General features: G+C 68.4%; 7 protein-coding genes. 6 read left to right on the top strand and 1 reads right to left on the bottom strand.

The window, feature by feature from the left end:
- The first annotated feature begins 49 nt into the window (after positions 1-49).
- On the top strand, positions 50-1348 hold the full coding sequence (locus tag ACQEUX_RS29610; protein ID WP_433055308.1) for an MFS transporter: 1299 nt from the start codon (positions 50-52) through the stop codon (positions 1346-1348).
- 404 nt (positions 1349-1752) lie between these two features.
- The gene (locus ACQEUX_RS29605) at positions 1753-2556 is read left to right on the top strand and encodes an HAD family hydrolase (RefSeq protein WP_433055306.1); all 804 of its coding nucleotides are present in this window, start codon (positions 1753-1755) and stop codon (positions 2554-2556) included.
- A gap of 11 nt (positions 2557-2567) precedes the next feature.
- On the opposite strand, the gene ACQEUX_RS29600 is transcribed toward ACQEUX_RS29605, so the two are convergent.
- On the bottom strand, positions 2568-3314 hold the full coding sequence (locus tag ACQEUX_RS29600) for an oxidoreductase (RefSeq protein WP_433055304.1): 747 nt from the start codon (positions 3312-3314) through the stop codon (positions 2568-2570).
- Between the two features lie 301 nt (positions 3315-3615).
- Between ACQEUX_RS29600 and acs the strand changes: the two genes are divergently transcribed.
- The 4 genes from acs (at position 3616) to ACQEUX_RS29580 (ending at position 14026) form a co-directional block, all read left to right on the top strand.
- The gene (gene acs / locus ACQEUX_RS29595) at positions 3616-5580 is read left to right on the top strand and encodes an acetate--CoA ligase (protein ID WP_433055302.1); all 1965 of its coding nucleotides are present in this window, start codon (positions 3616-3618) and stop codon (positions 5578-5580) included.
- A 257-nt stretch (positions 5581-5837) separates the two neighbouring features.
- The gene (locus ACQEUX_RS29590) at positions 5838-8633 is read left to right on the top strand and encodes an immune inhibitor A domain-containing protein (protein WP_433055300.1); all 2796 of its coding nucleotides are present in this window, start codon (positions 5838-5840) and stop codon (positions 8631-8633) included.
- A 371-nt stretch (positions 8634-9004) separates the two neighbouring features.
- The gene (locus ACQEUX_RS29585; protein ID WP_433055298.1) at positions 9005-11311 is read left to right on the top strand and encodes an immune inhibitor A domain-containing protein; all 2307 of its coding nucleotides are present in this window, start codon (positions 9005-9007) and stop codon (positions 11309-11311) included.
- Between the two features lie 321 nt (positions 11312-11632).
- Positions 11633-14026: an immune inhibitor A domain-containing protein gene (locus ACQEUX_RS29580; protein ID WP_433057225.1), complete on the top strand. Its 2394-nt coding sequence runs from the start codon at positions 11633-11635 to the stop codon at positions 14024-14026.
- Positions 14027-14047 lie beyond the last annotated feature (21 nt).

The following is a 14047-nucleotide window of genomic DNA, read 5'->3' as shown; positions in this document are numbered from 1 at the left end:
GATGGCTAGATTGGCCCGGCTGCCGCCAAGAGAGAGGCTCACCGGGTCTGTGACGAGTGCACAAAATGAAACCGCTATTCAGCGTTCCAACAATGTCCCTGCGGGGGGTCCGCAAGAGCGGCACTCCTGGCTGGTTGGTCGCGGGCTCATTCCAGAGTCGCCTCCACAGCGGATTCTCGCGCTGGCGACGTTCGTGAACATGATCGGCAGCGGCGTCTTCATGGTCAGCGCCGCGCTGTTCTTCACCCGCGTGCTCGGGCTCCCGGTGGCGCAGGTCGGCCTGGGAATGGGCATCGCCGCCGGGGTCGGCATGTTCGCCGGGGTGCCGGTCGGGCATCTCGCCGATCGGCGGGGGCCACGTGAGGTCTATCTGCTGATGCTTGTCATTCAGGGCATCGCAATGGCCGCGCTGGTGTTCGTGCATTCCTTCTGGCTCATCCTGGTGGCGCTCTGCGTGGGCGAACTCGCCCGCTCCGCGGGGGGCGCAGCACGTGGACCTTTGGTCCGCGGTGTCGGTGGTGCCGACCTGACCAGGTACCGGGCGTACCTGCGTTCAGTCGCCAACCTCGCCGGAAGCTGCGCGGCCGTGGCCGCCGGTTTCGCCGTGCAGCTCGACACACGTCCGGCCTATCTGATCCTGGTACTGGGAAACGCCCTCAGCTTCGCGGCGAGCGCCGCCATCATCGCGACGCTGCCGTCGCTGCCGCCCGTGCCCGCGCCGCCCAAGGCCAGCCGGTGGGCGGTGCTGAAGGATCGCGGGTACGTCGCCGTCACCGCGCTCGACGCTGTCATGTCCGTACACCATCAGGTGCTGCTCTTCGCCCTGCCGCTGTGGATCGTGGGCCACACCAGTGCCCCCCGATGGCTCATCGGCATGGCCGCGCTCATCAACACCGCCGTGGTGGTGCTACTCCAGGTCAGGGCCAGCCGAGGGGTCGACGACACCGTCACCGCCGGCAGGGCCATGCGCCGTTCGGGCCTGGCGTTCCTCGTCGGCATGGCCGCGATCGCCGCAACCGCGGGGCTCCCCGGGTGGGCCGCCGTCATCGTCATCGTCGTCAGCATCTTCATCCACACCGTGGGTGAACTGTGGCATACCGCCGGATCGCTGGAACTGCGGTTCAGCCTCGCGCCCGCACACGCGCAGGGGCAGTACATGGGGCTTTTCGGGGTCGGCACCGGATTGGCGAATGTGGTGGCCCCATCCGTTCTGGCGCTGCTCTGCATCAGCTGGGGAGCCCCCGGTTGGTTACTGCTCGGCGGGGTGTTCGTCGTGGTGGGGCTGGTCACGCCCATCGTGGTTCGGTGGGCAGAGCGGACGCGGTCGCCGATGGAGCAGCCCGCATAGGCGTCTCGCCCCCCTCGGTCCTCGGCCACCACCTACTCGACGTCGACCGTGACCTGCTGCGACGCGCCTCCGCCGGGAAAGGGACGACCCCCGTCGGGGGGAGACGGGGGTCGTCGAAGGTTCGGCTCCGGGGGGGTCGAGCCGAACCACTCAGCGGTCACGGGGGGTGCAACCGCTGAGGGTCTTGTCTGTTTCCACGATGTGAAAGCTCGTCGTACGGACAAGTCTGCCTGAGCGGGCCCGTCACGTCGAGTGGTGCCGACTCCACTCACCGCGAAAATCTCCTCGCGGAGTGTGAGCGTGATCACGCGGAGCGGAGATGGTGGTGCCAGCCCGCAGGTCTGAGGGGTGGCCTGACCCCGGGCACCCGCCGACGATAGACCATCCGGCTAGACTTTCGCGCCGTGGGCCGAAGTGCCGCTTTCTTCGATCTGGACAAGACCGTCATCGCCAAGTCGAGCGCCCTGGCGTTCGGTCGGCCGTTCTACCGGGACGGGCTGATCACCCGGCGTGACGTGGTCAAGTCGGCGTACGCGCAGCTGATGTTCCGGCTGGGCGGCACCGACGAGCAGACCATGGCCCGAACACGGGACTACCTGGCCGCACTCTGCAAGGGCTGGCAGGTGGAGCAGGTCCGCCAGATCGTCGCGGAGACACTGCACGAGCTGATCAACCCCTATGTGTACGCCGAAGCCGCCGCCCTGATCGAGGAGCACCAGACGGCCGGGCGGGACGTGGTGCTGGTCTCGGCGTCGGGCGAGGAGATGGTCCGGCCGATCGGCGAGCTGCTCGGGGTCACCGACGTGATCGCCACCCGGATGACGGTGCGGGACGGCCGGTACAGCGGCGAGGTCGAGTTCTACGCGGCCGGTCCGAGCAAGGTTGAGGCGGTCAACGAGCTGGCTGCCGCGCGGGGGTACGACCTTGCCGACTCGTACGCCTACTCCGACTCGTACAGCGATCGCCCCTTGCTGGAGTGCGTGGGCCACCCGAGCGTGGTCAACCCGGACCGGCAGCTGCGCAAGCTGGCCTCGGAGAACGCGTGGCCGGTGCTGGAGTTCCGGCACCCGATCCCGCTGGGCCGCCGCCTCCGGGAGCGGCCCGCCGTCCCGGTGGCCGCAGCGGCCCTGGGAGTCGGGGTGGGCGTAGCGATCGGCATCGCCTGGTACGGCCGGCACCGCCGCACCCGCGCCGCCACCAGCGCCTGACCTGCGACCGCTCAGGCGGCGGCGAGGATCTCGTCGCCGATGGCGGTGAGCTGGTCGGCGCCGACCTCGACGGCTGCCATGTAGTGGCGTAGCCAGGATCGCAGCCCGTCCGGGGTGCCGGTGGCGAACGCACCGGCCGAGCCGACGTACTCGGGCTCCCGCTCGCGGTGCCCGACGTCGACGCCGAGCAGGCCACGGGGGTCGAGGCCGCTGGAGAGCAGCACCAGCCGGGCGGCCCCCCGGGCCACCACGCCGGATGGCCCGGCGAACGGGCGCAGGTTCAGCAACTCTCCGTGTACGACGGCGGCGAGCACCAGCGGGGATACCTTCGTGCCGCCGGCGACCAGCCCAGCCAACCCGTCCAGCCGGGTGGCCACCACTGGGTCGGCCACCGGGCGGCCCAGCTCGGCTTCCGACACCATGTCGCGGGCGGCGAGTACGTGCAGCTTGGCAAGAGCCTGCCGGGGGGCCTTCGGCCAGAGCTCACTCAACCCGGGAAGCGCCCCGGCGACCCGCAGTGCCCCCTGGAGCACGGGGTCGGTGACGGTGCCGGCCCGGACCTCCTCGCGTTCGTGGATGGCCCCTTCGAGGGCGGCGCTGGCCACCGCGGAGCGCAGGCTGACCTCGGCCGCGACCTGGCCGCCGTTCCGGCGTAGCGCACGGTGCCCAAGCGCCTGGTCGAAGCGCTCGCGGGCCTGCTCGACGGTGGCGGCGATGTCGGCGAGCGCGAGCAGGGGTGCGAGCGGGTCGGTGGTCACCCCGCCACGCTAGCGACCCGACCCGACGCCCCGGGCCGAACCCCGGCCGCTACGCGACCTGAGCCATCCGCCCTCGGCGGGCACGACCCGTCGCGCCGTCCACGACAACCACGCCGGACCCGCCGCACCTGCCCGATCCGGCTCGCCCGGGCCGCCACGGCCGTCGGGCGCGCGGCGGGGGCCGCTCGGCGCGACGGAGCGGGCGGCCGTCGCCGGTCGAGGGCCGCGCGACTACCCTCGTGCCCAACGAGACGCAGGTCACCGCAAGAACCAGATCACCCCGAGGACGAGGAGTCACGGCATGAGCGAGGCCTTGGCCAATCTGCTGAACGAGACGCGCCAGTTCCCCCCGCCGGCCGAGCTCGCCGCGCACGCCAACGTCACCATCGACGCGTACGCCGAGGCTGAGGCCGATCGGCTCGCCTTCTGGGCCAAGCAGGCCGATCGGCTGGCCTGGTCGAAGAAGTGGGACGAGGTACTCGACTGGTCGAACCCGCCGTTCGCGAAGTGGTTCGTGGGCGGGCAGCTCAACGTCGCCTACAACTGCCTGGACCGGCACGTCGAGGCGGGTCGCGGTGACAAGGTGGCGATCCACTGGGAGGGCGAGCCGGGCGACACCCGCACCCTCACGTACGCCGACCTACACGAGCTGACCTGCCGGGCGGCGAACGCTCTCACCGATCTCGGGGTGACCGCCGGTGACCGGGTGGCTATCTACCTGCCGATGGTCCCGGAGGCGGCGGTGGCCATGCTGGCGTGCGCCCGGGTCGGTGCCGCGCACAGCGTGGTCTTCGGCGGCTTCTCCGCCGACTCGCTCAGCAACCGGATCCAGGACGCCAGCGCCAAGGTGGTGATCACCGCGGACGGTGGTTACCGGCGGGGCAAGCCGTCAGCGCTGAAGCCCACCGTTGACGAGGCGGTGGCGAGCTGCCCGTCGGTGGAGCACGTGCTGGTGGTCCGCCGCACCGGTGAGGAGGTGGCGTGGTCGGAGAAGGACCACTGGTGGCACGAGACGGTGGAAACCGCCTCGGCCGAGCACACCGCGCAGCCGTTCGACGCCGAGCACCCGCTGTTCATCCTCTACACCAGCGGCACCACGGCTCGCCCGAAGGGCATCCTGCACACCACCGGCGGCTACCTCACCCAGGCGTCGTACACGACGCACGCGGTCTTCGACCTGAAGCCGGAGACGGACGTCTACTGGTGCACCGCCGACATCGGCTGGGTGACCGGCCACTCCTACATCGTGTACGGCCCGCTCTCCAACGGCGCCACGCAGGTCATGTACGAGGGCACCCCGGACACCCCGCACAAGGGCCGGTTCTGGGAGATCATCGACCGGTACGGCGTGAGCATCCTCTACACCGCCCCCACCCTGATCCGGACGATGATGAAGTGGGGCGACGACATCCCGGCGGGCTTCGACCTGTCCTCGCTGCGCCTACTGGGCAGTGTCGGTGAGCCGATCAACCCCGAGGCGTGGATCTGGTACCGGCAGCACATCGGCCGGGGTGAGCTGCCCGTCGTGGACACCTGGTGGCAGACGGAGACGGGCGCCATCATGATCTCCCCGTTGCCGGGGGTGACCGCGGCCAAGCCCGGTTCGGCGATGACGCCGCTGCCGGGCATCGTGGCCGACGTGGTGGACGACCAGGGTCAGTCGGTGCCCAACGGCGGTGGCGGCTACCTGGTGTTGCGGGAACCGTGGCCGTCGATGCTGCGCACCATCTGGGGTGACGACAACCGGTTCATCGAGACGTACTGGTCGCGGTTCGAGGGCATGTACTTCGCCGGGGACGGAGCGAAGAAGGACGACGACGGGCACATCTGGCTGCTCGGCCGGGTGGACGACGTGATGCTGGTGTCCGGGCACAACATCTCGACGACCGAGGTGGAGTCGGCGTTGGTGTCGCACCCGTCGGTGGCCGAGGCCGCGGTCGTCGGTGCGACCGACCCGACCACCGGTCAGGCGATCGTCGCGTTCGCCATTCCGCGTGGCAGCACGGACATCGCCGGTGAGGCGGGTGAGCAGCTCATCGCCGACCTGCGCAACCACGTGTCGAAGACGCTCGGCCCGATCGCCAAGCCGCGCCAGATCATGCTGGTGCCGGAGTTGCCGAAGACCCGCTCCGGCAAGATCATGCGTCGGCTGCTGCGGGACGTGGCGGAGAACCGGTCGCTGGGCGATGTGACGACGTTGCAGGACTCGTCGGTGATGGACCTGATCTCCTCGGGGATGAGCGGCGCGAAGTCCGACGAGGACTGACGGTAGGCGTACCCCAGCGGTGGGTGGCGGTCCGGACGGGCCGTCACCCACCGCTGTCTTTTGTGGAGGTACGGCGGCAGCGCTCCCACCTGGCTCCGCGATATCGATGAGCCGAACCGGTCGAGCGGATAACGCATCGATCACGAAGCCGCCACTCGGATTGTTTCTCATCTAGTTTCACGCTCGTCGGGCGGTCTCGACGCGCTTCAGCGCGCCTCGGAACCGGCCGACGTCCTCTGCCCGAGAAACGGAGTGGCATGAACAGAAACTCCCATCCGGGGTCGCGCCGACGACTACTCGTCGCGCTACCCGTCATCGCCCTCGCGGCCACGTCACTGACCGTGACTGGCAGCGCGGCCGCCCAGTCGTCGTCGGGCACTCCCCGGGCCGTGATCGAGGCTGACGAGCACTACATCAACTACGCCGAGCCCGAGGTGCAGCCGGACACCGCCGGCCGCGAGGTCAAGGGCAAGGGGGGCGTCTACGCCCCGGCCGTGGACTCCGCGCGCGCGTTCGACCAGAAGCACGCTCGGGGCAACCCGGTGGCGGCCCGCCAGCTGGCCACGCTCGAAGCCAAGTCGATCAAGACTGGCAAGAACCCCCGGCAGATCAAGCAGTCGCCGACCACGCAGACGGCGAAGCTGCTGACGCTGCTGGTGGAGTTCAACACCCAGGCGAACGACGACTTCACCGGCGTGATGGTGCCCAAGACGGTCTTCGAGGACCGGACGTGCGTCCCCGGCACCGTCCAGAACGGCCCGAAGCACAACAACATCCCGAACCCGGCGACCCTGCCACACGAGGACAACAACTCGATGTGGGTGCCGGACTTCTCGCCGTCGCACTACGACAAGATGCTCTACAGCAAGAAGGGCATCACCGAGCGGGTCCGCACGGACCTGCGCGGCCCGGACGGCAAGAAGGGTGTCGACCTGTCTGGTCGCACCATGCACAACATGTACCTGGAGATGTCCAAGAACGCGTACACGGTGGACGGGCAGGCCAGCCCGTGGATCACCGTGCCGCACTCGGAGGGCTGGTACGCGGCCAACCGCTGCTTCCAGGACGAGACCGGCGCCTGGGTCCCCGGCCGTGAGCAGTCGATGAACGGTCACCCGGACAACCCGGCCGGCGCGGGCCGCCTGGCGACGGACGCGATCGACGCGCTCGCCGCGAAGGACCCGAGCTTCCCCTGGGCCGACTACGACATCGAGGACCAGGCTGACCGGGACGGAGACGGCAACGTCTTCGAGCCGGACGGTGTGATCGACCACCTCGTGCTGGTGCACGCCGGTCAGGGCAAGTCGCGCGGCGGAGGCGCCGAGGGCGTGTACGCCGTGTGGGCGCACTCCTCCACGGTCGCCGGTGGCTACAGCATCCCGGGCACCAACCTCAAGGTGTCGAACTACATCGTGCAGCCGGAGGACGCCGGTGTCGGCGTCTTCGCCCACGAGTTCGGTCACGACCTGGGCCTGCCCGACCTCTACGACACGTCCGGCAACGCCGACTCCGACGTGGACTTCTGGGACCTGATGGCCTCGGGCTCGCACTCTGGTGAGATCTTCCAGGCGCTGCCCACGCACATGGGCATCTGGGACAAGTGGGTGCTCGGCTGGGCCGACCCGCTGACCATCCGCCCCGGGTCGAACCCCCGCGAGGTGAAGCTCGGCCAGACGTCGCGTACCCCGATCGACGCCGAGGACGGCATCAAGATCGACCTGCCGGACAAGGTGACCACGCTCGCCACGCCGCACAGCGGCACGAAGATGTGGCACAGCAACAACGACCAGGAGTGGGCCGACGTCAAGCTGAGCCGCTCGGTCGACGTGCCGGCGGCAGCGGACTCGAAGTTCTGGATGTGGAACAACTACATCATCGAGGAGGACTGGGACTACGGCTTCGTCGAGCTCTCGACCGACGGCGGCACGACCTGGACCGAGCAGAAGGTGTACGACGAGGCGGGCACCGTGGTCACCACCCCGGACGGCTACGCCGACCCGAACGGCCGGATGAACGACTTCGGCGGCAAGAAGTACGGCCTGACCGGTGACACCCACGGCTGGCGGCACGACTACGTCGACCTGTCCGCGTACGCCGGAACGACGGTGCAGGTGCGGCTGCGCCTCGCCACCGACGAGGCGTTCGAGGAGCGCAACTGGTTCGTCGACGACTTCTCGGTCACCGGCGGCGGCGCCACCACCTGGAGTGACGACGTCGAGGGCGGCGCCAACGGCTGGACGGCCACCGGCGGCACCTTCGTCGACACCACCGGCGAGGGCTGGAAGGTCTCCAGCGGCACCGAGACCCACGCGCACTACTACCTGGCGGAGTGGCGCAACTTCGACGGCTTCGACGAGGGCCTGAAGTACGCCTACGACACGATCTACTCGCACGACGCCTGGAAGGTCGACCGGTTCTCGTACAACGCTCCGGGCATGCTGGTCTGGTACCGGGACACCGCGCTCGGCGACGTCAACCACGTCACCGGGCAGATGACCGCGCTGCCCAGCTACGGCGCGAAGGGCGGGCTGCTCATCGTCGACTCGCACTTCGACCCGTACCGCCGCACGGGCGAGGCGGCCGTGAAGGACCCGTCGGTGACGGACAACCTGCCCAGCCGCCCGCAGTCGGCGAACGCGGCCTTCTCGTTGCAGCGGACGTACCCCTTCACGGAGTGCCTGGAGGCGGCCGACGAGCCGTACAGCGCGTACTGCACCACGTTCAAGGCGCAGGCGCCGGTGAAGGCGTTCACCGACGCCAAGGGCTGGTACCCGGGCATCGAGATGCGCGACGGTGCTGCCTACGCCCGGGACAACGACGCCTCGGTGGTGCTGCCCTCGCGGGGCAACGCGCCGTACACCACCCGGGTCACCCACCCGGACGGCAGCCCGGCGCCGGAGTTCTACGGCGTGACCCTGGGCGGCGGGGCGATCGTGCTGGGCACCGGTAACCCCGGCGACCAGGGCGTGAACTACGGCGTCTCGCTCACCATCAGGAAGGCGGCACGGGACAACTCGTCCGCCACGATCTTCGTCACCTCGGCGAGGAACTGAACCAACAGGTCCCTCGTCCGACAGAACAGCGGGCGGCCCGCTCGGAGCACACGCTCCGGGCGGGCCGTTCCGCGTTCGGGGCCCAACGCGCGCGCGTGACGTTTTTGCCCGCTCGGGCGCTCCACTTCTGGGACTTCATAATCCCGACCGAAAATAGATGATCTTAATCGAACCGCAATGTAAATAGTCGCCTGAGGCTACGACTATTTGGTCGTATTTGTCATCTCAAAGCTCACCAAAAATACCTCGGCCGCGCTTGATCGACTCGTGACAACCGCCGGAACCCTCTGCAAAGGTGAGTGGCGCATCTCATGACAGTGATCGCTTCGGTGACCCCTGGCATGTAACACAGGCCACAAAGGAGGAGACCTTTGAGGAGACGAGTCACAGCCGGTCTGGCCACCGCCACGGCCGCGCTGCTGGCGGCGGGAGTCATGGCGACGCCGGCCTCCGGCGCCCCGGCGGCAGGCCCAACCCCCGGTTCCGACAAGGCGAAGCAGGGCAGGGACAACCTCCCGGATCCGATGGCGGATCAGCGGCGGGAGGTCCGGAAGCAGGCCATCGCCGACCTGCTCGCCGGCAAGGCCAAGCTTCAGACGCGCAACGGCTCGAAGGTCATCCAGGTCAAGGACGACCTGTTCGTCGAGTACCAGCAGCCGCCGAAGACCGACCCCATCTTCACGATGCTGGTCAACTTCGGCACGCAGACCGACCCCCGCACCGGCGGCGCCCCCGGACCCGTGGTCAACCAGATCCCGGAGCCGGACCGCAACTGGGACGGTAGCGCCACCGACGACAACAGCACCCTGTGGCGGCCCGACTTCCATCGGGAGCACTACCAGGAGATGTTCTACGGCGACGGCGAGTCGATGCGGGACTTCTACCTGAAGCAGTCCGGCGGCCGGTACACCGTCAGCGGCGACGTCAGCGACTGGGTGACCGTGCCGTTCAACGAGGCGCGGTACGGCAGCAACGCCATCCCGGAGAGTGACGGCTCCTGGAACTTCGTCAAGGACAGCGCCACCTCCTGGTACGACTCGCAGGTCGAGGCGGGCAAGACCCCGGAGCAGATCAAGCAGTACCTGGCCCAGTTCGACATCTGGGACCGGTACGACTTCGACGGCGACGGGGACTTCAACGAGCCCGACAGCTACATCGACCACTTCCAGGCGGTGCACGCCGGCGAGGGTGAGGAGGCCGGCGGCGGCGCCGAGGGCGAGGACGCCATCTGGTCGCACCGCTGGGCGGCGTTCCCCAACCTGGCCGGCACCGCCGGCCCGGCCGGCAACAAGGCCGGCGGTGTGCAGATCGGTGACACGGGGATGTGGATCCGCGACTACACCACCGAGCCGGAGAACGGCGGGTTGGGCGTCTTCGCCCACGAGTACGGCCACGACCTGGGCCTGCCGGACCTCTACGACACCGTGGGCGGCGACAACGGCGTCGGCTTCTGGAGCCTGATGGCCTCCGGCTCGTGGCTGAGCCACGGCACCGACGACATCGGTTCGACTCCCGGCTACATGGACCCGTGGTCGAAGCTCTTCCTCGGCTGGCTCAACCACTCCACCGTCGAGCACGGCAAGGGCACCACCCAGGTGACCCTCGGCCCGGCCGGCGACAGTGACGGGCCGAAGGCTCAGGCGGTGGTCGTCAACCTGCCGGCACAGACCCAGACCACCAGCTACAACACGCCGTACGGCGGGTCGAACGAGTGGTGGGGCGGCAGCGCCGACGACCTGAACACCACGCTGACCCGTCAGCTGGACCTGACCGGTACGACCACCGCGTCGATCACCGCGAAGACCTGGTACGACATCGAGGAGGACTACGACTACCTCTACGCAGAGGTGTCGACCGACGGTGGCGCGAGCTGGACGGCGCTCACCAACTCGCTGGTGGACGCCGGCGAGACCGGGGTGGACGGTTCCACCAGCGGCAGCTGGGTTGACCTGAACTACGACCTGTCGGCGTACGCCGGGCAGACGGTGCAGTTCCGCTACCGCTACCAGACCGACGGCGGGGTGCACCTCGCCGGCGCGTTCCTGGACGACGTCTCGCTGGTCAAGGGCGGTGCCACCGCCTGGACGGACGACGCGGAGACCCTGGCTGCGGAATGGACCGCCAAGGGCTTCACCCGGATGGGGGGCGCGGTGACCGCCACGTACCCCCGCTTCTACATCGCGGAGAACCGCAGTTACGTCGGCTACGACGACACCCTGCGGACCGGTGGGTACAACTACGGCTTCGCCAACACCCGGCCGAACTGGGTGGAGCGGTTCGCGAACCAGCCCGGCATGCTGGTCTGGTACGTGAACTACGCCTACGGCGACAACAACACCTCGGAGCACCCGGGCTTCGGCCTGAACCTCCCGGTGGACGTCCGTCCGGGAGCGATCACGGTCAAGGGCCAGGGCACGATCACGAACCGTCGCAACGGGTTCGACGGCACCTTCAGCCGGTACGCCAAGCCCGCGCAGACCTTCCACCTCAACGGGGTGGCGGTCAACCTGCCGACGCTGAAGGCCAACCCGGTCTTCGACGACAGCGCGGTGAACCGCTACTGGACGCCGGGCAACGAGCAGAACTCGGTCAAGGTGGCGGGCAGCGGCACCCGGATCGAGATCGTCACGCAGGGCACGCAGCCCACCGATGAGATGGTTGTGCGGATCCAAAACTGATTACTCGGTGCGCGGTGGGGCCGGTGGCGGATACGCCGCCGGGCCCACTGTCGTATGTGCGATCACAATGATCGAACCGTGTCGTTGTATACGCTCGCGTCCGGCCCCCGCTGGTCAGCGTGGCTGATGAACCGCGGGTGTGTGACGGTGAAAAGCATTCCCAACAAAATCTTGCAACAAATCGACGCGTGCGTCTTCCCACCTGTCCCGGCAGTGTCTATGTTCACCATTGGTCCCACTAGTGGGATCGATCTCCCACCGGCCCGTACCCCCGTTGGGCCGGTTCCCTCACACCGGAGGTACCACGTGCGCAAAGTCGCAGTGGGTCTGCTCGGGCTCTCACTGACGGCGACAGGCCTGGCGTTCGGACCGTCCGCCAGTGCCGCGCCGCAGCCGAAGTTGCCGACGGCCGCTCCGTCGGTCGGCGAGCCCGCCCATGTGGACCATGACCTGCCGAACCCGCTGGAGGACAAGCGGCGCGCTCTGCGCCAGGAGGGCCTGAGCGAGGTCCTCACCGGCAAGTCCAAGGCACAGAAGATCAACGGCAGCACGGTCGTCAAGGTCGGCAAGACCCAGGCCGAAGGGGCCACCGCCCGCGCGGCCAAGGCCGGCGCGGTCCAGACCGAGGATCAGTACGTCGAGCTCTCCCGGGAGCGGACCGACAAGATCTTCGTGATCCTGGCCGAGTTCGGTAACGAGCGGCACCCCAGTTACCCGGATCAGGACACTGACCCGGACACCGCTGGCCCGACCCGGTTCGATGGCCCGCTCCACAACGAGATCCCGGCTCCCAACCGCGCGGTGGACAACTCGACCGTCTGGCAGTCGGACTTCAACGCGGACCACTACCGGCAGCTCTACTTCGGCACCAACCCGGGTGACGAGTCGCTGAAGCAGTACTACGAGGCCCAGTCCTCGGGTCGCTACAGCGTCGAGGGTGAGGTCACCGACTGGGTCAAGGTCCGGTACAACGAAGCCCGTTACGGTCGTTCCGGCGGCTACCCCTGCGCCGACAATGTCTGCACCAACACCTGGGCCCTCGTTCGGGACGCCGCCAACCAGTGGGTCGCCGACCAGAAGGCCTCGGGTCGCACCGACGCCCAGATCGCCGCCGACGTCAAGTCGATGGACGAGTGGGACCGGTACGACTTCGACTCCGACGGCAACTTCAACGAGTCGGACGGCTACATCGACCACTTCCAGATCGTCCACTCGGGCGGCGACGAGGCCGACGGTGACCCGTACCAGGGTGAGGACGCCATCTGGAGCCACCGTTGGTACGCCTTCGCGTCCGACCAGGGTTCGACCGGCCCGGTCAACTTCCCGGCCGGCGGCACCCAGATCGGCAACACCGGCATCTGGATCGGTGACTACACGATCCAGCCGGAAAACGGCGGCCGTAGCGTCTTCTACCACGAGTACGGCCACGACCTCGGCCTGCCGGACGACTACAACGTGCAGAACGGTGGCGACAACAACAACGAGCACTGGACCCTGATGGCCCAGAGCCGGCTCGGTGCCAAGAACGACGCCGGCATCGGCGACCGTGGTGGCGACCTCGGCGCCTGGAACAAGCTCCAGCTCGGCTGGCTCGACTACGAGGTGGTCGTTGCCGGACAGAAGCGCACCATGACGCTCGGCCCGCAGGAGTACAACTCGCCGGAGGCCCAGGGCGTCGTGGTTGTTCTTCCGCCCCGGGAGTACACCTTCGAGAACGGCGCGCCGTCCGAGGGCAGCAAGCAGTTCTTCTCCGGCAATGAGGACGACCTCAACAGCTCGATGACCCGAACCCTGGACCTCACCGGGAAGTCGACAGCGTCGCTGTCGATGAAGGGCCGCTACAGCATCGAGGCCGGCTTCGACTACATGTTCTTCGAGGCGTCCCTCGACGGGGGCCAGACCTGGTCGCCGCTGCCGGGCACCGTCAACGGCCAGCCGATTCCGGAGATCTCTCCCGGACGTCCGGCGCTCGACGGCACCAGCAACGGCGAGTGGGTCGACATCAACATCCCGCTGGACGTGGCGGCGGGCAAGGTCGCGCAGTTCCGGCTGCGTTACCAGACCGACGGCGGTGTGTCCGAAGGCGGCTTCTACGGTGACGCCATCACCGTGACCGCGGACGGCCAGACCGTGCTCTCCGACGGCGCCGAAACCGACGCGGCCGGCTGGGCTCTCGCCGGTGGCTTCGAGATCGTCGCGGCCACCTACACCCGCGAGTTCGACAACTACTACATCGCGGGCACCCGGTCCTACACGTCGTACGACAAGTACCTGAAGACCGGCCCGTACTTCTTCGGCTACGCGAACACCCGCCCGGACTACGTGGACCACTACGCGTACCAGGAGGGTCTGCTGATCTCCTACTGGAACCTGCGGTGGGCGGACAACGACACGTTCGAGCACCCGGGTGAGGGTCGGAACATGATCATCGACGCGCACCCCCGGCCGATCTACAACCTGACCGGCGCTCCGTGGCGGGCCCGCGTCCAGGTCTACGACGCGCCGTTCAGCCTGAAGAAGGCCGACTCGTTCACGCTGCACCTCAACAGCCAGCCGCAGTACATCCGCGGCCAGGCGGCGCAGCCACTGTTCGACGACACCGCCCAGTACTGGTACCCGGAGCTGCCGAACCACGGTGTCAAGCTCCCGGCCACCGGCACCAAGATCAAGGTGCTGGAGCAGGACGGCATCAACACCAAGATCCGCATCTCCTGACCATCGGATCACGCGACACCC

Source organism: Micromonospora sp. CA-259024 (assembly GCF_050936255.1).
Lineage (GTDB): Bacteria > Actinomycetota > Actinomycetes > Mycobacteriales > Micromonosporaceae > Micromonospora.
Note: the sequence above shows the minus strand (reverse complement) of the source record. Positions and strands in the feature narration are given on the sequence as shown.